20 protein-coding genes are annotated in these 22,014 nt (G+C 67.0%); 2 read left to right on the forward strand and 18 right to left on the reverse strand.

Translation table 11 applies throughout. The annotated features are described in order from the left end of the window. Nucleotides 1-3: 3 nt before the first annotated feature. From nuoK to PWF70_RS01845, 12 genes are all read right to left on the reverse strand, one after another. Nucleotides 4-303 (reverse strand): NADH-quinone oxidoreductase subunit NuoK, encoded by a 300-nt coding sequence (nuoK, locus tag PWF70_RS01790; protein WP_006358927.1) that lies wholly within the window; start codon nucleotides 301-303, stop codon nucleotides 4-6. After that, the gene (locus PWF70_RS01795) at nucleotides 300-1,103 is read right to left on the reverse strand and encodes an NADH-quinone oxidoreductase subunit J (RefSeq protein WP_006358928.1); all 804 of its coding nucleotides are present in this window, start codon (nucleotides 1,101-1,103) and stop codon (nucleotides 300-302) included. Before PWF70_RS01795 ends, nuoK begins: the two co-directional genes overlap by 4 nt. Continuing rightward, nucleotides 1,100-1,669, reverse strand: a complete 570-nt coding sequence (gene nuoI / locus PWF70_RS01800) for an NADH-quinone oxidoreductase subunit NuoI (RefSeq protein ID WP_006358929.1) — start codon at nucleotides 1,667-1,669, stop codon at nucleotides 1,100-1,102. Before nuoI ends, PWF70_RS01795 begins: the two co-directional genes overlap by 4 nt. Beyond that, nucleotides 1,662-2,993 carry an NADH-quinone oxidoreductase subunit NuoH gene (nuoH, locus tag PWF70_RS01805; RefSeq protein WP_006358930.1) on the reverse strand — a complete coding sequence of 444 codons (1,332 nt, stop codon included), beginning with the start codon at nucleotides 2,991-2,993 and terminating at the stop codon, nucleotides 1,662-1,664. Before nuoH ends, nuoI begins: the two co-directional genes overlap by 8 nt. After that, on the reverse strand, nucleotides 2,990-5,401 hold the full coding sequence (locus tag PWF70_RS01810) for an NADH-quinone oxidoreductase subunit G (protein ID WP_075863545.1): 2,412 nt from the start codon (nucleotides 5,399-5,401) through the stop codon (nucleotides 2,990-2,992). The genes nuoH and PWF70_RS01810 overlap by 4 nt, the downstream gene beginning before the upstream one ends. Further along, nucleotides 5,398-7,449, reverse strand: a complete 2,052-nt coding sequence (nuoF, locus tag PWF70_RS01815; RefSeq protein ID WP_075863546.1) for an NADH-quinone oxidoreductase subunit NuoF — start codon at nucleotides 7,447-7,449, stop codon at nucleotides 5,398-5,400. Before nuoF ends, PWF70_RS01810 begins: the two co-directional genes overlap by 4 nt. After that, nucleotides 7,446-8,807: an NADH dehydrogenase (quinone) subunit D gene (gene nuoD, locus PWF70_RS01820; protein WP_075863547.1), complete on the reverse strand. Its 1,362-nt coding sequence runs from the start codon at nucleotides 8,805-8,807 to the stop codon at nucleotides 7,446-7,448. The genes nuoF and nuoD overlap by 4 nt, the downstream gene beginning before the upstream one ends. Next, nucleotides 8,807-9,496, reverse strand: a complete 690-nt coding sequence (locus tag PWF70_RS01825) for an NADH-quinone oxidoreductase subunit C (RefSeq protein ID WP_006358934.1) — start codon at nucleotides 9,494-9,496, stop codon at nucleotides 8,807-8,809. The genes nuoD and PWF70_RS01825 overlap by 1 nt, the downstream gene beginning before the upstream one ends. Continuing rightward, a complete protein-coding gene (locus tag PWF70_RS01830; RefSeq protein ID WP_035754381.1) occupies nucleotides 9,493-10,047 on the reverse strand; it encodes a NuoB/complex I 20 kDa subunit family protein in 555 nt (184 codons plus the stop codon). Before PWF70_RS01830 ends, PWF70_RS01825 begins: the two co-directional genes overlap by 4 nt. Nucleotides 10,048-10,086: 39 nt before the next feature. Further along, nucleotides 10,087-10,494: an NADH-quinone oxidoreductase subunit A gene (locus tag PWF70_RS01835; protein ID WP_006358936.1), complete on the reverse strand. Its 408-nt coding sequence runs from the start codon at nucleotides 10,492-10,494 to the stop codon at nucleotides 10,087-10,089. A 158-nt stretch (nucleotides 10,495-10,652) separates the two neighbouring features. After that, the gene (locus PWF70_RS01840; RefSeq protein ID WP_035754383.1) at nucleotides 10,653-11,063 is read right to left on the reverse strand and encodes a hypothetical protein; all 411 of its coding nucleotides are present in this window, start codon (nucleotides 11,061-11,063) and stop codon (nucleotides 10,653-10,655) included. A gap of 69 nt (nucleotides 11,064-11,132) precedes the next feature. Further along, on the reverse strand, nucleotides 11,133-12,209 hold the full coding sequence (locus PWF70_RS01845; protein WP_035754385.1) for a D-alanine--D-alanine ligase family protein: 1,077 nt from the start codon (nucleotides 12,207-12,209) through the stop codon (nucleotides 11,133-11,135). A 131-nt stretch (nucleotides 12,210-12,340) separates the two neighbouring features. Here PWF70_RS01845 and PWF70_RS01850 point away from each other — a divergent pair, with 131 nt between their 5' ends. Beyond that, nucleotides 12,341-13,654, forward strand: coding sequence for a UDP-N-acetylmuramoyl-tripeptide--D-alanyl-D-alanine ligase (locus tag PWF70_RS01850; protein WP_075863548.1), 1,314 nt, complete (start codon nucleotides 12,341-12,343; stop codon nucleotides 13,652-13,654). Between the two features lie 19 nt (nucleotides 13,655-13,673). Here PWF70_RS01850 and PWF70_RS01855 read toward each other — a convergent pair whose 3' ends face one another. From PWF70_RS01855 to PWF70_RS01875, 5 genes are all read right to left on the reverse strand, one after another. Continuing rightward, the gene (locus PWF70_RS01855; RefSeq protein ID WP_075863549.1) at nucleotides 13,674-14,726 is read right to left on the reverse strand and encodes a helix-turn-helix domain-containing protein; all 1,053 of its coding nucleotides are present in this window, start codon (nucleotides 14,724-14,726) and stop codon (nucleotides 13,674-13,676) included. Nucleotides 14,727-14,784: 58 nt separating this feature from the next. Then, nucleotides 14,785-15,459, reverse strand: a complete 675-nt coding sequence (locus PWF70_RS01860; RefSeq protein WP_075863550.1) for a hypothetical protein — start codon at nucleotides 15,457-15,459, stop codon at nucleotides 14,785-14,787. Between the two features lie 92 nt (nucleotides 15,460-15,551). Next, nucleotides 15,552-16,961 carry a glutamate decarboxylase gene (gene gad, locus PWF70_RS01865; RefSeq protein ID WP_006358942.1) on the reverse strand — a complete coding sequence of 470 codons (1,410 nt, stop codon included), beginning with the start codon at nucleotides 16,959-16,961 and terminating at the stop codon, nucleotides 15,552-15,554. Nucleotides 16,962-17,072: 111 nt separating this feature from the next. Next, nucleotides 17,073-18,950, reverse strand: coding sequence for a YhgE/Pip domain-containing protein (locus tag PWF70_RS01870; protein ID WP_075863641.1), 1,878 nt, complete (start codon nucleotides 18,948-18,950; stop codon nucleotides 17,073-17,075). 4 nt (nucleotides 18,951-18,954) lie between these two features. Then, nucleotides 18,955-19,686: an ATP-binding cassette domain-containing protein gene (locus PWF70_RS01875; protein ID WP_005200505.1), complete on the reverse strand. Its 732-nt coding sequence runs from the start codon at nucleotides 19,684-19,686 to the stop codon at nucleotides 18,955-18,957. A 670-nt stretch (nucleotides 19,687-20,356) separates the two neighbouring features. Between PWF70_RS01875 and PWF70_RS01880 the strand changes: the two genes are divergently transcribed. Beyond that, complete coding sequence (locus PWF70_RS01880) at nucleotides 20,357-21,172, forward strand: tyrosine-protein phosphatase (RefSeq protein WP_155224942.1); 816 nt, start codon at nucleotides 20,357-20,359, stop codon at nucleotides 21,170-21,172. 21 nt (nucleotides 21,173-21,193) lie between these two features. Here PWF70_RS01880 and PWF70_RS01885 read toward each other — a convergent pair whose 3' ends face one another. Then, nucleotides 21,194-21,991, reverse strand: coding sequence for a MerR family transcriptional regulator (locus PWF70_RS01885; protein WP_155224943.1), 798 nt, complete (start codon nucleotides 21,989-21,991; stop codon nucleotides 21,194-21,196). Between the last annotated feature and the right edge of the window lie 23 nt (nucleotides 21,992-22,014).

Genomic DNA, 22,014 nt, shown 5'->3' on the forward strand with positions numbered 1-22,014 from the left:
CCTCTACCGCTTCAGCAGATCCGCGTCGTCGACCGACGCCGAGCGGCGCGATCGGAAGATGGTCATGATGATGGCGAGCCCGACGACCACTTCGGCCGCGGCGACGACCATCGTGAAGAAGGCGATCACCTGCCCGTCGAAGGACTGGTTCATCCGGGCGAAGGTGACAAAGGCGAGATTCGCGGCGTTGAGCATGAGTTCGATGCACATGAACACGACGATCGCGTTGCGTCGCAGCAGCACTCCGGCGGCCCCGATGGTGAACAGCAGTGCCGCGAGGTAGAGGTAGTTCTCCGGATTCATGATCGAGCCCCACCCGGGTTCTCCGGAGCCTGCGGATTTTTCTGGCGCAGGGTGCGGGCGGCCAGGATGGCGTTCACCGAGAGGTCGGAGGGACTGCCGTCGGGCAGTCGTGCCGGGACGTCGACCGCGTTGTGCCGGGCGTAGACACCGGGACTCGGGAGCGGGGTGATGTTGATGCCGCTGCGGAATCGCGCCTGCGACAGCTCCTTCTGGGTGAGGCGTGGACCGAACTTCTCCCGGTGGGCCAGCACCATCGCGCCGAGGGTCGCGGCGATGAGCAGTGCCCCGGTGAGCTCGAACGCCCAGAGATACCGGACGAAGATGAGCTCGGCGATGGCCTCGATACCGTAGTCGCTGTCGTCGGCCAGGGCGCCGGGGGCGGTCGCGCCGGTGGTGACCGCGATGGTGGCGTTGCCTATCCCGGCGATCAGCAGGACGCCGAACCCGACACCGATGATCATCGCGGCGACTCGTTGCCCTCTCAGGGTCTCTTTCAGGGAGTCGGAGGAGTCGACGCCGATGAGCATGAGCACGAAGAGGAACAGCATCATCACCGCGCCGGTGTAGACGACCACCTGCACCACGCCGAGGAACAGCGCACCCTGTGCCACGTAGAAGACCGCGAGGACGATCATCGTGGTGGCCAGGAAGATCGCCGAGTACACGGCCTTGGTGGCGAAGACGACGCCGAGCGCGCCGGCCACCGCGATCACTCCGAGCACCCAGAACTGCACGGCCTCACCGGTCGAGGTGCGAATCACCTCGTCGGCCAGTGTCGTGGTCATCGGCCCGGGCGTCATGGTCGCGGCTCCCGGGCACCCTCGCGAACCGTCGGTGTCGGGAGCGGCGTCACCCGGCCGTCGGAGGTGACCTCACCGCGGTAGTAGTTCTCCTCGGTCGAACCGGGCGCCATGGCGTGCGGTGGTGGTTCGACGTCCGGTGCCAGTGGCGCCAGCAGTCGGTCCTTCTCGTAGATGAGGTCGGCTCGGTTGTCGTCGGCGAGCTCGTAGTCGTTGGTCATCGTCAGGGCACGGGTCGGACAGGCTTCGATGCAGAGTCCGCAGCCGATGCAACGCAGATAGTTGATCTGATAGACGCGGCCGTACCGCTCACCGGGCGAGTACCGTTCGTCCGGGGTGTTGTCGGCCCCTTCGACGTAGATGGCATCGGCCGGACACGCCCACGCGCACAGCTCGCAGCCGATGCACTTCTCCAGGCCGTCGGGATGACGGTTGAGTTGGTGCCGACCGTGATAGCGAGGCGCGGTCGGCCGCTTCTCCTCGGGATACTGCTCGGTGATGCTCGGCTGGAACATGCCACCGAAGGTGACGCGTAATCCACTGACCGGTTTGAGGAAATCAGGCATCGGTGGTCTCCCTGCTCGGCGTCTGATCGGCGGGAAGGGGCGGCTCGGGATCGATACGGACGGGCTGGGATCTGGAATCCGTCGACGGCATGGGCGGTACGGGGAACCCTCCGGCCATGGGATCGAACTCGGCCGGGCTCTCCGGTTCGGCCGGGGCCTCCGGCAGATCCGGTACCCGCATCATCCGCCAGATCGCGTAGGCGATCAGTGCCGTCACCGCGAGACCTGCGCCCGCAGAGACGAGCGGCCGGATGAGGCCTGCGTCGTCGCCGATGGAGGCGCGGATGATCGCCACGACCATCACCCACGTCAGCGAGATCGGGATGAGCACCTTCCAGCCCAGGTTCATGAACTGGTCGTAACGCAACCGCGGCAGGCTGGTCCGGAGCCAGATGAACACGAACAGGAACGCCCAGACCTTGATGGTGAACCAGAGGACGGGCCACCAACCGGAGTTCGCCCAGTCGAAGGCACTCAGCGGCCACGGCGCCTGCCAACCCCCCAGGAACATCGTGGTGGCCAGGGCCGAGACCGTCACCATGTTGATGTACTCGGCGAGCATGAACATCGCGAACTTCAGCGACGAGTACTCCGTGTGGAAGCCGCCGACCAGCTCGCCCTCGGCCTCGGGCAGGTCGAAGGGAGCGCGGTTGGTCTCGCCGACCATGGAGATCGCATAGATCACGAACGACGGGAGCAACAGCAGGAAATACCAATGATGCTCCTGCGCCGCAACGATTCCCGAGGTCGACATCGTCCCGGCATCGAGGAACACCGCCGCGAACGTGAGTCCCATCGCGATCTCGTAGGAGATCACCTGGGCGGTGGAACGGAGTCCGCCGAGAAGGGGATAGGTCGAGCCGGATGACCAACCGGCCAGCACGATTCCGTACACGCCGACCGAGGTCACGGCGAGGACATAGAGCACCCCGACCGGCAGATCGGTGAGCTGCAACGGGGTTTCGTGGCCGAACACCGACACCATCGGCCCGAACGGGATCACCGCGAACGCCATCACCGCGGGCACTACCGCGATGATCGGTGCGAGGAGGTAGATCACCCTGTCGACGCCGGACGGGATGATGCCCTCCTTCAGTGCGAGTTTCACACCGTCGGCGAGACTCTGGAGAATTCCGCGAGGCCCGACGCGGTTGGGTCCGATCCGGGTCTGCATGCGCGCCATGATCTTGCGCTCGAGCAGGATCGCGACCAGCGGGTTGACGACGAGGAACGCGAAGACGGCGACAGCCTTGACGACGATGAGCCAGATGGGGTCGTGGCCGAAGTCGGCGAGGTCGGGGAAATCGGTGGCGAGAGTTGTCATCGAACACCTCCGGCGACGTCCGCCGACGAGGCCGGCGACAGCGCGACGAGATCGCCCGCCCGGGCCCGGAGGTCGGCGTGCACTCGCGAGCAGGGAGAGTTGAGCGGGACCCACACGACGCGGTCGGGCATCTCGGCATACTCGACGGGCAAAGCGATCTCCCCGTCGGCGGTGCTGATCCGCACGCGACCGCCGACCGCGACCCCGGCTTCGGCGGCGGTCGTCGGAGACATGCGCGCAACCGGCGGGCGTGCGGTCCCGGCGAGGTGCGGCTCACCGTCCTGCAGACGCCCCAGGTCGAGCAGCATGTGCCACGTGGCGAGCACGGCCTGGCCGGACTCCGGTGCGCGTTGGGGACGCTCATGGGCGACGACGGCCGGGCGTTCACCCGACCACGCTCCGATGCGGCGCAGGTCCATGTGGATGGTCTGCGGTCCATCGCAGCGCAGTTCGACGCCCAGCCGCCGTGCGAGTGCGTCCAGGACCCGATGGTCGGGAATCTGTCCCGACTCGGTCAGCGCGGCGGTGAAACTGCGCGGACGGCCCTCCCAGTCGACGAACGTGCCCTCCTTCTCGGCGACCGTCCCCACCGGGAACACCACGTCGGCATGCGGCGTCACCGTCGACTGCCGCTGTTCGAGACTCACGACGAAGGGTGCGGCGGCCAGTGCGTCCTGCGCGGCCGCGGGATCGGGGAGATCATCGAGGTCGACGCCGGCGACGATCAGCGAGAGTCCGTGGTAGCGGGCCGCATCGAGGATTCCGGTGGTGTCCCGACCGGGCAGCGTCGGGATGCCGGGGCCCCACACCTCCGACACCGCGCCGCGCGCCGCGCTGTCGGTGATCGGCCGACCGCCCGGCAACAGCCCGGCGAGCGCGCCGACCTCGAGTGCGCCCCGCTCACCGGCCCGGCGCGGGATCCAGGCGATCCGCGCGCCGGTGCGATCAGCGAGGTCGGCGACCGCCCGCAGTCCCCCCGGAACCCCGGCCAGTCGCTCCCCGACAATGATCACCGAACCCGCTTCGCGCAGATGGTCGGTCACCTCGTCGGAGGCGAGGATCTCCGTCTCTGCGCCCGGCGTGGTGGGGAACAGTCGCGCATCGAGCTTCTGTGCGCCGCGGCTCGCGAACGGGGCCAGGGTGGCCACCCGCTGCCGGTTCGTCCGCACCGCCCGGCGAAGACGCAGGAAGACGATCGGGGACTCCTCCTCGGGTTCGAAACCCGCGAGGAGTACCGCCGGGGCGGCGGACAGATCGTCGTAGGTGGTGTCGAGACCGCGCCCGGCCACCCGGCTCGCAAGGAAGGACGCCTCTTCGGTGCTGTGAACCCGGGCACGGAAGTCGATGTCGTCCGACTTCAGGACTGTTCGGGCGAACCGTGCGTAGGCGTAGGCGTCCTCCACGGTGAGGCGTCCACCGGCGAGGACGCCGACGTTGCCGATGGCCGTCGAGAGTCCCGCGGCGGCAACGCGGATGGCGTCGGCCCACGACGCCTCCCGCAGTTCGCCGTGCCGGTCGCGGATCAGCGGAGACGTCAGGCGGTCGGCCTCGGTCGCATAGGCGAAGGCCCACCGTCCCTTGTCGCAGTTCCACTCGGAGTTGACCTCGGGGTCGTCGCCGGCGAGGCGTCGGAGCACCTTGCCTCGCCGATGATCGGTGCGCTGGGCGCATCCGCTCGCGCAGTGCTCGCACACGCTCGGCGTCGAGACGAGGTCGAAGGGCCGTGCACGGAAACGGTATTGAGCGCCGGTCAGCGCGCCGACCGGGCAGATCTGGACGGTGTTGCCGGAGAAGTACGAGTCGAAGGGTTCGTCGGAGTAGATGCTGACCTGTTGCAGCGCACCGCGATCCGCCAGTTCGATGAGTGGATCGCCGGCGACCTGTGTGGAGAACCGCGTGCACCGGGCGCACAGTACGCATCGCTCCCGGTCGAGCAGGACCTCCGAGGACAGCGGGACCGGCTTGGTGAACGTGCGTTTGACGCCGTCGAACCGGGACTCGCTGCGACCGGCCGACATGGCCTGGTTCTGCAGCGGGCACTCGCCGCCCTTGTCGCACACCGGACAGTCGAGCGGATGGTTGATCAGCAGCAGCTCCATCACGCCGCGCTGCGCGTCCGCGGCGATCTGCGAACTGAGCTGTGTCCGGACGACCATTCCGTCGGTGGCCGTGGTGGTGCACGATGCCAGGGGCTTTCGCTGACCCTCGACCTCGACGAGGCACTGGCGGCAGGCGCCGACCGGGTCGAGCAGCGGGTGATCGCAGAAGCGGGGGATGGTGATGCCGATCTGTTCGGCGGCGCGGATCAGCAAGGTGCCCTTGGGTACCCGGAGCTCGACGCCGTCGATGGTGATGCCGACCAGGTTGTCGGCCTGGGTCGCCGGATCACTGCCGTGTGTGAGGGTCATCGGGCGTCTCCCATCGGCTCGGAACCCAGGACGGTCGACAGCGAGTGGTCGAACGGGCAACCGTGATCGAGATGGGCGAGGTATTCGTCGCGGAAGTACTCGAGCGAGGACACGATCGGACTGCCCGCACCGTCGCCGAGCGCGCAGAACGACTTTCCGACGACGCTGTTGGTGACATCGGAGAGAGTGTCGAGGTCGGCGGCGGTGCCGCCCTCGTGCTCGAGCCGATGGAGTAGTTGCACCAGCCAGTAGGTGCCCTCCCGGCACGGCGTGCACTTGCCGCACGACTCGTGCGCGTAGAACTCGGTCCAGCGCAGCACCGCACCGACGACACAGGTCGTCTCGTCGAAGATCTGGAGAGCCTTGGTGCCCAGCATCGATCCCGCGGCGCCGACGCCCTCGTAGTCGAGTGGGACGTCGAGGTGATCCGGCGTCAGCAGCGGCGTCGACGACCCGCCCGGGGTCCAGAACTTGAGTTCGTGTCCGGCGCGGACGCCGCCGGCGCGTTCGAGCAGTTGCCGGAGGGTGATTCCGAGAGGTGCCTCGTACTGGCCTGGATGAGTGACGTGGCCGGACAGGGAGTACAGAGTGAACCCCGGTGACTTCTCGGTGCCCATGGACCGGAACCAGTCGACGCCGTTCCGGATGATCGGCGGCACGCTCGCGATCGATTCGACGTTGTTGACCACGGTCGGGCTGGCGTAGAGGCCGGCGACCGCCGGGAAGGGCGGGCGGAGGCGCGGCTGGCCCCGACGGCCCTCGAGTGAGTCGAGGAGCGCCGTCTCCTCACCGCAGATGTACGCACCCGCGCCGGCGTGCACCACGAGCTCGAGATCGAAGCCCGAGCCCAGGATGTCTTTCCCGAGACAGCCTGCGGCATAGGCCTCGTCCACGGCGGTACGCAGACGGCGCAGGACCGAGGCGACCTCCCCGCGGACGTAGATGAACGCGTGGTGCGCGCGGATCGCATACGCGGCGATGACGACCCCCTCGACGAGGGTGTGCGGCGTCGCGAGCATGAGGGGCATGTCCTTGCAGGTACCGGGCTCGGATTCGTCGGCGTTGACCACGAGGTAGTGCGGAATCGAGGGCTCGGCGCCGGGGGACTTCTCCTGCGGGATGAAGGACCACTTCATCCCGACCGGGAAGCCGGCGCCGCCGCGCCCCCGGAGGCCGGAAGCCTTGACCATCTCGATGACGTCGTCGGGTGGGGTGTCGAGCGCGGTGCGCAGGCCGCGGTATCCGTTGTGGCGCAGGTAGTTCGTCAGGGACCAGGACTCGTGTTCGTCCCAATGCCGGGACAGCACCGGGGTGTCCGGGGGTTCGGGTTCAGCAGGTTCGCTGGTCGTCTGGTCCGTCGGGAGTCGGGGGTCGGCCGGCGAGGGCGCGGCCCCGGCGAGCTCGAGTTCGGTCCGACGGAAGGAGCACACGCTCCCGGTGCCGCGGGCGGGCTCGACCGAGACGCCGGCGCGGAGGTCCTCGATGAGTTCGATCGTCGACTCCGGGGTCTGGTTGTCGAAGAACTCCCAGTTCACCATCACCACCGGCGCGAAATCGCAGGCGGCATTGCACTCGACGTGTTCGACCGTGATGCGTTCGTCCGCGGTGGTGTCCCCGGGCCGGACACCGAGGTGGTCGCAGACCGCGCGGAGGATGTCGTCGCCGCCGAGAGTGGCGCAGAGCGTGTTGGTGCACACCCCGACGAGGTATTCACCGGTCGGTGAGCGTCGGTACATCGAGTAGAAGGTGGCCACCGACGCGACCTGGGCGGCGGTCAGATCGAGCTGCGCCGCACAGAATTCGACGCCGGCGCGGGTGATGTAGCCGTCCTCGGACTGCACCAGATGAAGCAGGGGGAGAAGGGCCGACCGCGACTGCGGGTAGCGCGCGATGACCGGTGCCGCCTGCTCGGCGAGACGTTCGGTGACCTCGGCCGTGTACGCCGACGGGCCGCCGAAGGTGATGATCGGCGCCGGGGTGCCTGAGACCGGCGCGGCGTCCTCGGTGGGCGGTGAGGTGGAGAGCTCCACGAACACGGGATCGGTCATCGGTCCACGCCTCCCATCACCGGGTCGATACTGGCGACGGCCGTGATCACGTCGGCGACCATGCCGCCCTCGCACATCGCCGCCACCGCTTGCAGATTCGTGAACGACGGATCGCGGAAGTGGACCCGATAGGGTCGGGTGCCGCCGTCGCTTACCAGGTGGACGCCGAGCTCGCCGCGTGGGGACTCGACCGCGACGTAGCACTGTCCGGCCGGCACGCGCATGCCCTCGGTGACCAGCTTGAAGTGATGGATCAGCGCCTCCATCGACGTCCCCATGATCCTGGCGATGTGTTCGGGGGAGTTGCCGAGACCGTCGGGACCGAGGGCCAGATCGGCCGGCCAGGCCAGTTTGCGATCGGCGACCATGACCGGGCCGGGCCGGAGCCTCTCCAGGCACTGTTCGACGATGCGAATCGACTCGCGCATCTCCTTGACGCGGATCAGGTAGCGGCCGTAAGAGTCACAGGTGTCGGTGGTGATGACATCGAAGTCGTAGGTCTCGTACCCGCAGTACGGCTGCGTCTTCCGCAGATCATGCGGATAACCGGTCGACCGCAGCACCGGTCCGGTGATGCCGAGAGCCATGCAGCCCGTCAGGTCGAGATAACCGACGCTCTGGGTGCGCGCCTTCCAGATGTAGTTGTCGGTCAGCAGATCTCCGAGCTCGTCCAGGCGGCCGGGTAGCTGGGCGACGACCTTGGCGACCTGTTCCGGCCCGTCGGGCGGCAGATCCTGCGCGACGCCGCCGGGTCGGATGTAGGCGTGGTTCATCCTCAGGCCGGTGATGAGCTCGAAGAGGTCGAGGATCAGTTCTCGCTCGCGGAAACCGAGGAACATCGCGGTGACGGCGCCGAGCTCCATTCCGCCGGTGGCCAGGGCCACGAGGTGGCTGCTGATCCGGTTCAGCTCCATCAGCATGACGCGGATGACGGTGGCCCGCTCCGGGACGTCGTCGGTGATCCCGAGGAGCTTCTCGACGCCCAGGCAGTAGGCGGTCTCGTTGAAGAACGGTGACAGATAGTCCATCCGGGTCACGAACGTGACGCCCTGCGTCCAGTTGCGATACTCGAGGTTCTTCTCGATCCCGGTGTGCAGGTAGCCGATTCCGCAGCGCGCCTCGGTGACCGTCTCACCCTCGATCTCCAGGATGAGCCGCAGCACGCCGTGCGTCGACGGGTGTTGGGGGCCCATGTTCACGACGATGCGCTCGTCGCCGGGTTGCTGTTCGGCGCGGGTGCGGACGTCGGAGACGATGGAGTCCCAGTCCTGTCCGGAGACGGTGTAGGTGCGGGTCGGGGTCTCCTCGCGTGGCGTCGTGGAACGGGGTTTCGACGATCCGGTGGCTGTGTCGGTCATCAGCTGTACGACCTCCTCCGGTCCGGTGGGTCGACGCGGGTTCCCTTGTACTCGATGGGCACTCCGCCGAGCGGATAGTCCTTGCGCTGCGGATGGCCTTCCCAGTCGTCGGGCATCTCGATACGCGTCAGTGATCGGTGGCCGTCGAAGACGATGCCGAAGAAGTCGTAGGTCTCGCGCTCGTGCCAGTCGTTGGTGGGGTAGATGTCGCAGAGGCTCGGGATGTGCGGATCGGTGTCGGGTGCCGACACCTCGAGGCGCAGGCGCCGGTTGTGGGTCAGGGAGGCGAGGGGATAGACGGCGTGCAGTTCCCGGTCGGTGTCGCCGGGATAGTGGACCCCGTTGACGCCCAGGCACAGTTCGAAGCGCAATCCGGGTGCGTTGCGGAGGGTCAGCGCGACGGCGGGGAGGTGCTCTCGCGCGACGTGGACGGTCATCTCGTCGCGGAAGACGACCACTTTCTCGACCGCGGCGTCGTAGGAGTCGCCGAGTTCGGCCTCCAGGAGATCGGCGATCTCGTCGAAGTAGCTGCCGTAGGGTCGAGAAGAGCTGGGCGGCAGGGTGATCGGATCGATCAGACCCCCGTATCCGGAGGTGTCGCCGGTGCCCGGTGCGCCGAACAGTCCGTGGCGGACGCCGATGACCTCGGGATCGGGCGGTTTCGGGTCGGGCATGCCCAGGTCGGTCATCGCAGCAGCCCCTTCATCTCGATGGTCGGAGTCGCCTGCAGGGCAGCGCGTTCCGCTGCCCAGATGGCCTCCTCGCGATTCACGCCGAGCGGCATCTCCTGGATCTTCTCGTGCAGCTTGAGGATCGCGTTCAGCAACATCTCGGGACGAGGAGGACAGCCCGGGAGGTAGATGTCGACGGGCACGACGTGGTCGACGCCCTGGACGATCGCGTAGTTGTTGAACATCCCGCCGGACGATGCACAGACCCCCATCGCCAGAACCCATTTGGGTTCGGGCATCTGGTCGTAGATCTGCCGGAGCACCGGCGCCATCTTCTGGCTGACGCGGCCGGCGACGATCATGAGGTCGGCCTGCCGCGGAGACGCACGGAAGGCCTCCATGCCGAATCGGGCGAGGTCGTAGCGACCCGACGTGGTGGACATCATCTCTATTGCGCAGCAGGCGAGTCCGAAGGTGGCCGGCCACAGCGAACCCTTGCGCATGAAGCCGGCGAGATCTTCGACGGTGCTCAGCAGGAAACCGCTGGGGAGCCGTTCCTCGAGTCCCATGACTGACCTCCTTACAGACGGTGACCGGGTGAAAAGTCCTCAGTCCCAGCTCAGTCCGCCACGACGCCATTCATAGGCGTAGGCGACCGAGACGTTGACGATGAACAAGAGCATGGCCGCGAGGCCGAACCAGCCGAAGGAGTCGAAGGCGACGGCCCAGGGGTAGAGGAAGACGATCTCGATGTCGAAGATGATGAACAGCATCGCGGTGAGGTAGTACTTGACCGGCACCCGCTGGATCGGGCCGCTGAACGTGGGGCCCTCGCCCCCGCGACGGGAGGCGGGAGTCAGAAGACTCTGGCCGACCGGCTCGATGCCACACTCGTACGCCTCGAGTTTGGCGCGGTTGTACCGTTTCGGGCCGATCGCGATACCGATGAAGACGCTGAAAACGGCAAACGCCACGCCGATTGCCCCGAGGATCATGATCGGGACGTAGGCGTTCAAAGCGTGGACTCCTCCTCGCTCCGGGCGGCCGAAACACCTGGTGGGCGATTCCGGCTCGGCGATTGTCCTGCCCGTGCCAGGGGTTCGGTCAGAACCTCCCGACGCGGTTGTGAGCTACACCACAAGCCTAGGTGGTCGTCCCGCGGGAGTCACCCGTTTCAGGCAGTTCGGCGTTTCTCGACCATCTCGACGAAGGCCTCTGCGAGGGCGATCGGATCGACCGGGAGAGTGGCGACGGCATCGGCCCGCGACCATTCGGCGAGCCAGCGGTCGTCGGCGCGGCCGAGCAGCACGAGCACCGGTGGGCTCGGGTCCAGCTCGTCCTTCATCTGCTTGGCGATCCCCATCCCGCCGGCCGGGGAGGCCTCGCCGTCGGCGATCACCGCATCGACCACGCCGGCGTCGAGCTGGGCGAAGACCATTGGAGCCGTGGCGACTTCGATGAAGCTGAGCTCGGGGATGTCCTGGGACGGCCGGGTACCGAGCGCACCGATGACCTGGGCCCGGGTCTCCGAATCGTCGGAATAGACCAGCACGCGCAGCGACCGGGCAGCCTGGGTGTGGGTCACGCGTGCGATGCTACCGCCGTTCGACGTCCGGTTCGGGTGACTTGACCCGCGCGTCGGTCGTCGGGTGGCTCAGTGCTCGGTCGAGAAGCCGGCGCGGCGCCGGTGGACCTCGAGCGCGAAGACGACGAGCTGGTCGATGAGATCGGCGTAGGGCACCCCGGTGGCCTCCCACAGCTTCGGGTACATCGAACCGGGGGTGAACCCGGGGATGGTGTTGACCTCGTTGAGCAGCCAGCCGCGACCGTCGGCCTCGTAGAAGAAGTCCACACGGGCCATACCGGTGCAGCGCATCGCCGTGAACGTCCGGGCCGCGAGCTCCTTGACCTCGGCGATCGCGGCGTCGGGGAGGACCGCCGGGATGACGAGCTTCGCCGCGCCGGTGACGTACTTGTCCTCGTAGTCGTAGAACTCGCTGCCGGGTTCGATCTCGCCGGGCACCGACGTCTCGGGGGCGGTGTCGCCGAGGACGGCCACCTCGATCTCGCGACCGGTGACGTTCTCCTCGATGATCACCACGTTGTCGTAGCGCAGGGCCAGGTTGATCGCGGCGTCCAGCTCACGCTCGTCGTGCGCCTTGGTGATGCCGACCGACGATCCGAGGTTCGCGGGCTTGACGAACACCGGGAGCCCCAGCTCCTCGACGACCCGCGGGACGATCGTGTCCGGGTCGTCGACGCCGTCGCGGAACTCGACCCAGCGGCACTGCGGGATGCCGGCCTGCGCGGCGACGATCTTCGCCATTGCCTTGTCCATGCACACCGCCGACGAGAGCACCCCGGCGCCGACGTAGGGCAGCTTGAACAGTTCGAGCATCCCCTGGATGGTGCCGTCCTCGCCGTGCGGACCGTGCAGCAGCGGCAGGACGACGGTGATCGCCTGGTCGGCGTGTCCGCGGAGTTCGGTCAGCGGGTCGACGACGGTGCCGGCCACCTCCAGGACGTCCGGGAGCGGGGTGCCGTCGGCGATCGCGGCGATGGCCTTGTCGTTGCGCAGCCAGGTGCCGTCCTTGGCGATGCCGATGGGGACCAGATCGTATTTGGCCCGGTCAGCGGCGGCGAGAACATGCGCGGCTGTGACCCGTGACACATCATGTTCGGCGGACACCCCGCCATAGAGGACCACAAGACGCAGGAGCCGCGAAGACATGCATGTCACGATACGGCCCCCGGCAACCGAGTTCTCGGGGTGGCGTGGCCGGTTGTGGGTTTCGACACGGCTCGACCAGCAGCGCAGACGGCTCGGGAAGCCGGTCCGCGGACGTCGGCTAGCGTGAGGTCGTGCATTTCTTGGCGAGTGAGGTCGCAGCGTCCGTCGGCGGCGAGTTGATCGGTCCCGACGTGCAGATCGACGGGGCGAGCATCGACTCGCGCAATGTCCGGCCGGGTCAGCTCTTCGTGCCGATCGTCGCCGAGCGGGATGGTCACGACTTCATCCCGTCGGCCCTGGAGAGCGGCGCGGCGGCGTACTTCACCTCGCGCGCGGAGGTCTCTCGCGGCACCGCCATTCGCGTCCCCGACACCGCCCTGGCCCTCGCTGATCTCGGGCGTGCGGTCCGCGGCCGTATTCCCGACCGCGTCGTGGGCATCACCGGCTCGGTCGGCAAGACCTCCACCAAGGACCTCCTGGCCGGGGTCCTGCAGACCACCTACCGCACCGCGGCGAGCGAGAAGTCCTTCAACAACGAACTGGGCCTTCCGCTGACCCTGGCGGGCGCGGCCGACGACGTCGAAGCCGTGGTCCTCGAGATGGGTGCGCGCGGGATCGGCCACATCGACCTGCTGTGCTCCATCGCGAGCCCGACCGTCGGCGTGATCACGCGCGTCGAAGGTGTCCACCTCGAGTTGTTCGGGGACATCGAATCGGTGGCCCGCGCGAAGGGTGAGCTGGTCGAGTCCCTTCCGGCCGACGGGATCGCGGTTCTGAACGCCGATCACCGGTACGTCGCGGCGATGGCGGAGCGCACCTCGGCCCGGGTGCTGCGGTACGGCCTGTCGCCGGACGCCGACGTGTACGCGTCGGACATCGTCGTCGACGACGAGCTGCGAGCATCGTTCCGGTTGCACACGCCGTGGGGTTCGACCGACGTGCGCCTCGGTGCGCGGGGTGAGCACCAGGTCCCCAACGCGCTCGCGGCCGCGGCGGCCGGCGGCGGTCTCGGAGTGTCCGTCGAGGACATCGCCAATGGTATGTCTGCCGCCGAATTGTCCGGTCTGCGAATGGAACTCGCGAAGAACGCCGACGGCACGATCGTGCTCAACGACGCCTACAACGCGAACCCGACGTCGATGTCGGCGGCACTGAAGTCGCTCGCCGCGCTGCCCGCGGGACGACGCGTCGCCGTTCTCGGCACCATGGCAGAACTCGGATCGGACTCTCCGGCCCAGCATCACGCGATCGCACTCGAGGCACACGAACTCGGCATCGAGGTCATCGCGGTCGACGAACCCGACTACGGCGACACCGCGCGCCACACCTCCGGCGTCGACGAAGCGGTTGCCGCACTCGGCGACCTCGCCGGAGGAGATGCGGTACTGGTCAAAGGAAGTCGCGTCGCCGCACTGGAGCGGGTGGCGCAGGCCCTGCTGAGCTGAGGTCCGGGCCGGCCGCGTGTCACGCGGTCGGTGATTCCCAGTTCTCCACGGGGTCGGCCTCGGCGGCCGCGCGGGCGCGGTATTCGCTCGGGCCGATCCCGAGTTCGGCCCGGAAGCGGTTGCGCATCGTGGGACTCGACGGGAAGCCGGAGATCCTGGCCACCTCGGAGACCGCCATGTCCGGACGTGTCCGGAGGAACTCGCAGGCGGTCTTGAGTCTGCGGTCGGCGATGCGTGCGGCCAACGAGTCCTCGGTGTCCTCGAAGTGCCGGTACAGCTGACGGCGGCTGATGTGCAGGTAGCGGGCGATCGCGTTCGGGGTGAACGAGGGATCGCGATGGTGACGCTCGATGAGGTCGGAGACCGCCTCCCGCACGAAAAGGGCGTTGTCGGTGATCTGTCGATTGTCGTAGTCGAGCTGTCCGAGTGCAGCGCGAACCAATTCGATGGCGGCCATCTCCGTGTCCGGGCCGGGTTCGGTCACGCCGACCGCGGTGTCCGACGCGAACTGAAGGATGAACGATGCGGTGGCGCGCGCCAGCAGGGTGTGAGAGGCGACCGGCCGGCGGGCCTGCTCGGCGACGCGGCGCTGGTTCCCGAGGAGTTCGAGCGGGATCACCAGGCCCGCAGGGTCATTGATCTCGAAGGTCCGCTCGAGGTAGGGGGATGCATTGCTGACGAAGGCGAGTTGCCCGGGGCCGTAGGCGAAATCGCGTGACCCCTGGCGGATGATGTGCTTGCCCTCCAGGGTGTGCACCCCGATGACCAGGTCTTCGGAGGGCTGTTCGGAGATGAGGCGCGGGTTCCGCGACACCTCGAGCGGGGTGTGCAGGCTGCAGAACGTGCCGATCATCGAGAGCTGACGTACGTACATCAGCGAGTCGAACGAACCGGGGTCATCGGTCCGCACCTCGACGTGCTGCCCGTAGTGGCGCATTCCGTCGGGTCCGGTGAGCCGGATCGGTTCGGCATGGATGTTGCTGCGGTGCACGCCGACACGGCGCTCCCACGTCTCGATCACCTTCGGCGGGAGGGGGTCCGACGAGACATCGTCCCGGAACAGCTCGGTCATCCCCGGCTCCCCGGTGCCCGAGCGCCCTCGCCGGGATTCGGTTGTGTAAGTGGTCCGGTCATGCCGACTCACCCGCGGAGTTGCGGTCCCAGGCCGGGAGGACCACGAGGGACGCCAGGAAGAAGCAGATCGCTCCGATGAAGGTTCCCCAGTTCGCCATCGCCGTGTCGACCGTGACTCCGCCCTTGGACACGTAGGCGCCCACCGCGGCGACGCCGAAGGCGATGCATCCGATGAGGTTGATCTGCACCGACCACCAGCCGGCCGAACCCGGGTCGAAGAACTTGTGTGCGTGCCGGTAGCCGCGAACGGCCATGAAGCCGCTGACGAGGAAGAGGATCGATCCGCCGGCATCCGGCGACCAGACGAACTCTCTCTGGGAGGGGATCGAATGCGCGGTGAGTGCCGCGGTGGTGCTCACGTTGAACAGGATCGTTCCCAACGACTGGGTCGACGCCGCGAGCCAGTCGGCGCGCACCATGATGCCGCTGCCGTAGTCGACCTTGGTCGTCACGGGGCCGCTCAGGATCAGCTGGATCAGGCCGGCGGCGGTGAAGAACCACGCCCCGACGAAGCAGCAGAGATTGACGGCCGACGATCCAGCCGAGCTGCCGAAGCCCGGCGCCGCGCTCAACGCGAAGAGTGCGGATCCGATCATGAAGCCCCAACACTGTTTGTTCAGGGTCGGGATGAAGACCGTGCTGCGTCTGGGGGCTGACGCGGCAATACTCATTTTCTACCTGTCTGTGAATGCGACGATGCGTCCCCGGCCTGGAAGGGATGCCAGGCCGGGGACACATCAGGGGATCGCGACGATCTCGGCGATCAGTGGTGGAAGTGCGAGCGCTCACCCTCGGCCGGGATCGGGCCCTCGAGACGATCGAGGAAGTCGACCTCGGTCTGGATGTCGGCGATGAGGGCACGCGCGAGGTCGTGGCTCAGGCCGGCGCGGACGACGATGCGCTGGACGGTGAGGTCGGCGAGGTCGTCGGCCATCGGGTAGGCCGGGACCAGCCAGCCCTTCATGCGCAGGCGATCAGACAGGTCGTAGAGGTTCCAGTTGTCGGTGTGGCCCGACTTCAGGCGCCATGCGAAGACCGGGATGGTGTCGCCCTTGCTGACGAGCTCGAAGGCGTCGATCTTGGCGATCTCCGACGACAGCCACTGCGCGACGTCGAGCGAACCCTGCTGGACCTGGCGGTAGCCCTCACGGCCGAGGCGCAGGAACTGGTAGTACTGCAGCAGCACCTGGGCGCCGGGACGCGAGAAGTTCAGAGCCAGGGTGGGCATGTCGCCACCGAGGTAGCTGCAGTGGAAGACCATGCTCTCCGGCAGCGCCTCGGTGTCGCGCCACACGATCCAGCCGACACCCGGGTAGACGAGGCCGAACTTGTGGCCCGAGGTGTTGATGGAGACGACGCGGTCGACGCGGAAGTCCCACTCCAGGTCGGGCTGGCAGAACGGAGCGATCATCGCGCCCGACGCGCCGTCGACGTGGATCTTCACGTCGAGGCCGGTGTCGGCCTGGATCTGGTCCAGCTTGGCGGCGATCTGCTTCACCGGCTCGTACATGCCGGTGTAGGTCTGGCCCATGATGGCGACGACGCCGATGGTGTTCTCGTCGACGTACTTCTCGAGCTCGTGGCCGTCGAGGACCATGTGGTCGGGGCTGATCGGCACCCAGCGGGGCTCGACCTCGAAGTAGTTGCAGAACTTCTCCCAGCAGACCTGAACGGCGGTGGACAGCACCAGGTTCGGGGTCTCGGTGGACTTGCCCTCGGCCTTGCGGCGGGCCTGCCAGTGGCGCTTGAGGGCCAGGCCGCCGAGCATGCAGGCCTCCGACGAACCGATGGTCGAGGTGCCGATGGCGTTGTCGACGTTCGGGTTGTGCCAGAGGTCGGCGAGGATCTTCCAGCAGCGGTCCTCGATGGCGGCCGTCTGCGGGTACTCGTCCTTGTCGATCATGTTCTTGTCGACGGTCTCGGAGTAGAGCTTCTTCGCCTCGTCGTCCATCCAGGTCGACACGAAGGTCGCCAGGTTCAGGCGCGCGTTGCCGTCGAGCATCGCCTCGTCGTGGACGATCTGGTAGGCGGTCTCGGGCAGCAGCATGTCGTCGGCCATCGAGAACTTGGGCAGATCGGTGGCCTCGCCCGGGCGGGTGAAGACGGTCCGCAGATTCAGGTTGTCGCCGATGTTGGTCGTGGCGCGGGCCTGCGAGTTCGATTTGGGTGTCATGTATTCCTCCTGGTGTTCAGATGCTAAGGCGCTCAATACCGGAAATGGGGCGGTTGAAGCGATCTACTCGAGGTAGACGACAGTCACGGGGGCTTGCCTGTCTCGACCTCCCTAGACTTCCACCGGCGGATACAGACGGTCCATCGTGTACTGGCGGTTTCGACGGGCGGCCCACGACGAGATGAGCAGGCAGCCCAGGGTGATTCCGCTGAGGACACCGATGGCGAGCCACAGTCGGTAGTCGATGCCGCCGACCGTGAGTTGTCGGAGGCCCTCCACCGTGTAGGTCATCGGGTCTACGTAGTGGATGTACTGGAACGGCGTGGCCGTGGTCGGCACGGGATAGATACCACCCGCGGACACCAGCTGGATCATCAGGAACGCCAGTGTCACAACACGTCCGACCGCGACGTCGAAGACCGCGTTGAACATCTGGATCATCGCCATGAAGGTCGCGACCACGAGCAACAGGTACAGGAACGTGGCTATCGGGTACTCGGCACGCAGCCCGACCGCGAAGGTGACCACCGTGTACAGGACGGTCGCCTGGATGAAGCCGATGGCGAAAGCGGGTGCGTACGAGGCCAATACGACGCGCAGCGACGAGAAGCCCTGGACGATCGGGCGGGACTGCAACGGCGTCAACAACATCCAGGTGATGATGCCGCCGACGAACAGTGCCAGGGACATGAAGAACGGTGCGAAGCCGGTACCGAAGGTCGGGGCCTCGTGTGTGTAGTCCTCTTGCAGGGCGACGGGCTGTGCCAACGTCTTGGCGATCTCCGTCTTCTCCTGGTTGGTCCAGGACGGGATGGCCTTGACCCCTTCTTCCAGACCGGACGCCAGTTCGTCGGCACCCGCGCTCAGCTCACCGAGGCCAGAGCTGAGTTCGGCTGAGCCGCTCTTCAGTTCGTTGGCGGCACCGCGTGCGGCGAGGATGTCGTTGCGAAGGCCGCCGTTCTCGACGAGGGTGAGGCCGAGGCGGAGGGGGCTGTTCGGATTGCCGAGCTGCTGCGAGAGCACGTTGGCGTCGTTGTTCAGCTGGGTGAGCTGGTTGTTCGCGTCCGGTCCGAGTCCGCTGGTGCGCAGGAACTGTTGTGCGGGGGAAAGGGCATTGGCGAGAGATCGCATCGTGGGATCCGGCGACGAACTCAGCTGGGCGATGACCGAGTCGAGGCCCTTGCTGGCCTGCGACTGCTGATTCGCGGCGGTCGTGAGTTCGTTCGACGCCGCTCCGGCATTGCGGGCGAGTCGATCTGCGGCCGCATTCACCTCGGCTGAGGACAGACCGGTCTGGTCGGCGCCGAGTGCGTTGAGCAGGGGATCGGTGGCCTTGATCAGTGCGGAGTCGAGTTGGCCGAGACCGGACGCGAGCTCCTGAGCGCCCGAGTCGGCGGTCTTCAGACCGGCGGCAAGTTCGTTCGCGCCGTCGGCCGCTTCCGTCAGCTTGGGCGTGAGGTCCCCGACCTCGTTGAGGACGATCTCGAACGTCTGCGCGCCGACCTGTGCGCTGACCTTGTTGACGACCTGCTGGGCGGCGTCCTGACCGATGATCGTCGCCAGGTAGTTGTTGGCGTCGTTGTAGGTGAACACCAGCGGCGCCGAACGCGGCTTGTCGCTCGTGGGCGAGGCGATCGCCTTGCTGAAGTCGGCGGGCAGCGTGATCGAGAAGTAGTACTTGCCGTGCGCGACACCGTCGGCGGCCTCGGCGGCGGAGACCTCGTGCAGATCGAGCTGCTTGGACTCGATCAGTCCGGCCGCGACCTGGGAGCCGGCGTCGAGTTTCTGCCCTTCGACGACTGCACCGGTGTCCTCGTTGACGAGTGCGACGGGGATCTTGTCGGCGGCGGCAAACGGATTCCAGAACGCCCACAGGTACATCGCGCCGTAGAGGAGCGGCATGAGCATGATGACCACGAGCGCCAGCCGGGGCATCCGGCCCCGGTAGTAGCGCTTGATGTCGCTGCCCGGCGAGAATGCGGCAAACATGTTCCTACGTCCGATCTTCGTGCTCGAGGCCGACGAACTGGCCATCTGTGAGGTTGTCGACGGGGATGACGTCACGGACGCCGCCGGCCGGGGACACGGCGTTGATGTCGGCGGTGATCACCGTCTGGGTGCGGCCCAGGTCGACGAGGCGGTCCATGAGATGGACCTGGTTCTCGCGCCGGGTCAGGTTGTCCACTCCGCCGACGACCAGCAGTGGCGGACGGCGCAGGTTGCCCACGGCGATCCGGAAGAGAGCCGCGGTCAGCTCGGGGAGTTCCTCGACGAACGATTCCATCGCGGGAAGGGGGTAGGGGCCGAAGACGGGTCGGCAGATGCGCTCGAGGTCTTCCTCGCGCGCGGGCGTGACCCACTTGTACCAAGGCGCCGACCACCGGATCTGCTCGGTGATGACGTCGCTGACACGGATGGTCTGTTCGATCCCGTCGACCTCGTCGATCCACGCGACGGCCGCGTTCTCGAACAGGTGGTGGGCGTCGTTGGCGCGGTCGAAGGCGACCAGCTCACCCTTCGTCGGCTTCATGCGACCTGCGAGGGTGAGGAGCAGTGCGGTGCGGCCTCGGCCCTCCGGCCCGGCGATGACCGTGACCCCGCCGGTGCGGACCCGAAGGTCGACCGGGCCGTAGATGTGGCCCCAGGAAGCATCCACGGAGAGTCCGTGGCCTTCGATCAGGGTCGCGTCAGAGGGGGTGCCGCCAGGCTCCGGGGCATCACGCATCGCTGCCGCCCGATCCGAAGACCACATCGTCCAACTTTCTGTCGTTGTGTCGGCATAACCGACTCGCCTGCCGTACCGCCGGTGAGCAGTACGACAGGCTGGGGGTGAATTCAGAGGTTCTTTAAGATTCGCGCGGCGTCGCCCTCGATGAGTGGGTCTGTGCCCTCGATCAGTCCTTCGGACGTCCCGTCGAATACCCGAGTGACTCGGATGAGTGTGCGACCGTGAACAGTCACTTTGCTGGACATACGTTGGAACTTAGCCCAGGCATATCCGGCATATCAATGCGAACGCGCAGGTCACAGAGGGCGAACCTGGCACGAAATTCGCCCCGGCAACCTGTAACGGCTCCGGGGTCCGGTTCGAAGTGCCCGCTACGTCCGCGAACAGCACGTTTGGGGTGAACGGCCGTAATCCTCATGATGTGTCCGGAATCCCGCGGACTGGGTTTCGGTGTCCCCTTTCCGGGGGAAAGAATGGCTGGGCCAGGGCAATCTCCGAAGACGGCACGATATTGCCGTTACCCGGGAGTAACACCATAGTTCGCGTTAACTTCTCGTCGTCGCGACGCCACCGAAGTGCCTCACCAGGTTTGCGGTGTGTGAATCGGTGCCACATTTCGGTCGCTGGACCCAATCGTCGTCGGATCGGCCTGTCAGAATCTCTCGTCATGACCGACCTCACCCACGCCCACGCCTTGTCTCTTTCCACCGTGCCGAATCTCCGGGACCTCGGCGGATGGACGACCGCCGATGGACGCCGGGTCCGACCCGGTCTGGTCTTCCGGTCCACCGAGCTCCACCGACTGGCCGGTGACGACCTCGCCAAGTTCGACGCGCTGGGTATCACGGCCGTCTACGACCTCCGCACGGTTGCCGAGCGTTCGGCTGCGCCGGACCCGGCACTGCCCGGCGTCGCAGAGGTCCCCTTGGACGTGCTGGCCGATTCGTCGACCGCGATCCCGGCCCGTCTCAACGAGGTGGTCGCCGATCCGGCCGCGGTCGCCGCGGTGAGCGATGCGCTCGGGGGAGGTAAGGCGGCGGAGCTGATGGAGGCCACCTACCGACAGATCCTGACCCTGCCCAGCGCCCATGCGGCCTACCACCGGCTGTTCAGCGCACTCGCCGAGCCCGCGTTGCCGGGTGCGGCACTGTTCCATTGCACGACCGGCAAGGACCGGACCGGCTGGGCCGCTGCCACCTTCCTCTCTGTGCTCGGTGTCGGACGTGACGAGGTGTTCGAGGACTACCTGCTCACCAACGACGAGCTCATCCCGGCACTGCACCCGGTCTTCGCCGCGTTCCAGACGGCCGGCGGCGACCCCGAGGTGTTGAAACCGATCCTCGGCGTCCAGCGGAACTACCTCGAGGGCGCCTTCGAGGAGATGACCGCACAGTTCGGTGACATCGAGGGCTACTTCCGCGACGGTCTGGGACTGGATCCCGCTGTGCCGGAAGCGCTCCGGAAGCGTTATCTGGACGAGTGAGCAGACACCGGGCGGCGTCGATCAGATCCGTTTCTCGGCATTGGCCCGGATGACCTCGCGCAGATAGACGGCGAGCCCGGGCGCCTGTTCGTCGTAGTGCGCGGTGAAACGCGGGTCGGCGACGTACATGTCGGCGAGCCCGACGTGCATCTCGTGGGTGCAGTCGTAGAACCGGCTTATCTGTGCGCGGTGCTCCTCGGCGAGGGCATCGGCTTCGGCGGAACCGGGTGTGAGTCCGCGGAGCATCGCGTCGGCGAGGCGCCGTTCGAGGGCATCGGCGTCGGCCTTGATCTGCCGCCAGTCCTCCTTCGAGAACCGGGCGACGCGCTTGCGGCTCTCCTGCCACGCGGCGGTCTCGCCCCACCGTTCCTCGGCCTCCGCCGCGTACTCCTCGCCGCGCCAGTCGTCGCCGAAGATCTCGCGTTGCTCGGCCGCGGACAGCTGGATCCCCTGCTTCTTCGACATCATCATCTCCTCCACCGCTGCGACCATCCGGTGCAAGTGATCGATCCGGTCGGTGAGCAGCTCGTGCTGCGCGCGGAGTTGATGCAGTTCGTCAGCATCGGGATCGTCGAGCAGGGTCGCTATCCGCCCGAGTGAAAAGCCCAGCTCGCGATAGGTGAGGACACGGTAGAGCCGTGCGACGTCGGCGTCGTCGTAGACGCGGTATCCCGCAGGCGTGCGGCGCGACGGCGTCACCAGACCGATCTGGTCGTAGTGGTGCAGTGTGCGGACACTGACTCCGACCATCCCCGCGACGACGCCAACGGTCAGGTCCGACGCAGGAGTGCGGAGCGGGTGGTGCTTCTCTTCACTCACATGAGCAACCTTGGGGTCTGACG

It is taken from the genome of Gordonia sp. Swx-4 (genome assembly GCF_030316175.1).
Classification (GTDB): Bacteria; Actinomycetota; Actinomycetes; order Mycobacteriales; family Mycobacteriaceae; genus Gordonia; species Gordonia alkanivorans.

Coding starts and splice junctions, on each gene's coding strand:
- PWF70_RS01810 (WP_075863545.1), bottom strand. CDS start 5,401: ATGACCCTCACACACGGCAGTGATCCGGCGACCCAGGCCGACAACCTG.
- PWF70_RS01870 (WP_075863641.1), bottom strand. CDS start 18,950: ATGTTTGCCGCATTCTCGCCGGGCAGCGACATCAAGCGCTACTACCGG.
- PWF70_RS01830 (WP_035754381.1), bottom strand. CDS start 10,047: ATGGGACTCGAGGAACGGCTCCCCAGCGGTTTCCTGCTGAGCACCGTC.
- PWF70_RS01845 (WP_035754385.1), bottom strand. CDS start 12,209: ATGTCTTCGCGGCTCCTGCGTCTTGTGGTCCTCTATGGCGGGGTGTCC.
- PWF70_RS01825 (WP_006358934.1), bottom strand. CDS start 9,496: ATGACCGACCTGGGCATGCCCGACCCGAAACCGCCCGATCCCGAGGTC.
- PWF70_RS01795 (WP_006358928.1), bottom strand. CDS start 1,103: ATGACGCCCGGGCCGATGACCACGACACTGGCCGACGAGGTGATTCGC.
- PWF70_RS01875 (WP_005200505.1), bottom strand. CDS start 19,686: ATGCGTGATGCCCCGGAGCCTGGCGGCACCCCCTCTGACGCGACCCTG.
- nuoK (WP_006358927.1), bottom strand. CDS start 303: ATGAATCCGGAGAACTACCTCTACCTCGCGGCACTGCTGTTCACCATC.
- PWF70_RS01860 (WP_075863550.1), bottom strand. CDS start 15,459: ATGAGTATTGCCGCGTCAGCCCCCAGACGCAGCACGGTCTTCATCCCG.
- PWF70_RS01880 (WP_155224942.1), top strand. CDS start 20,357: ATGACCGACCTCACCCACGCCCACGCCTTGTCTCTTTCCACCGTGCCG.
- nuoF (WP_075863546.1), bottom strand. CDS start 7,449: ATGACCGATCCCGTGTTCGTGGAGCTCTCCACCTCACCGCCCACCGAG.
- gad (WP_006358942.1), bottom strand. CDS start 16,961: ATGACACCCAAATCGAACTCGCAGGCCCGCGCCACGACCAACATCGGC.
- nuoD (WP_075863547.1), bottom strand. CDS start 8,807: ATGACCGACACAGCCACCGGATCGTCGAAACCCCGTTCCACGACGCCA.
- PWF70_RS01855 (WP_075863549.1), bottom strand. CDS start 14,726: ATGACCGAGCTGTTCCGGGACGATGTCTCGTCGGACCCCCTCCCGCCG.
- nuoI (WP_006358929.1), bottom strand. CDS start 1,669: ATGCCTGATTTCCTCAAACCGGTCAGTGGATTACGCGTCACCTTCGGT.
- nuoH (WP_006358930.1), bottom strand. CDS start 2,993: ATGACAACTCTCGCCACCGATTTCCCCGACCTCGCCGACTTCGGCCAC.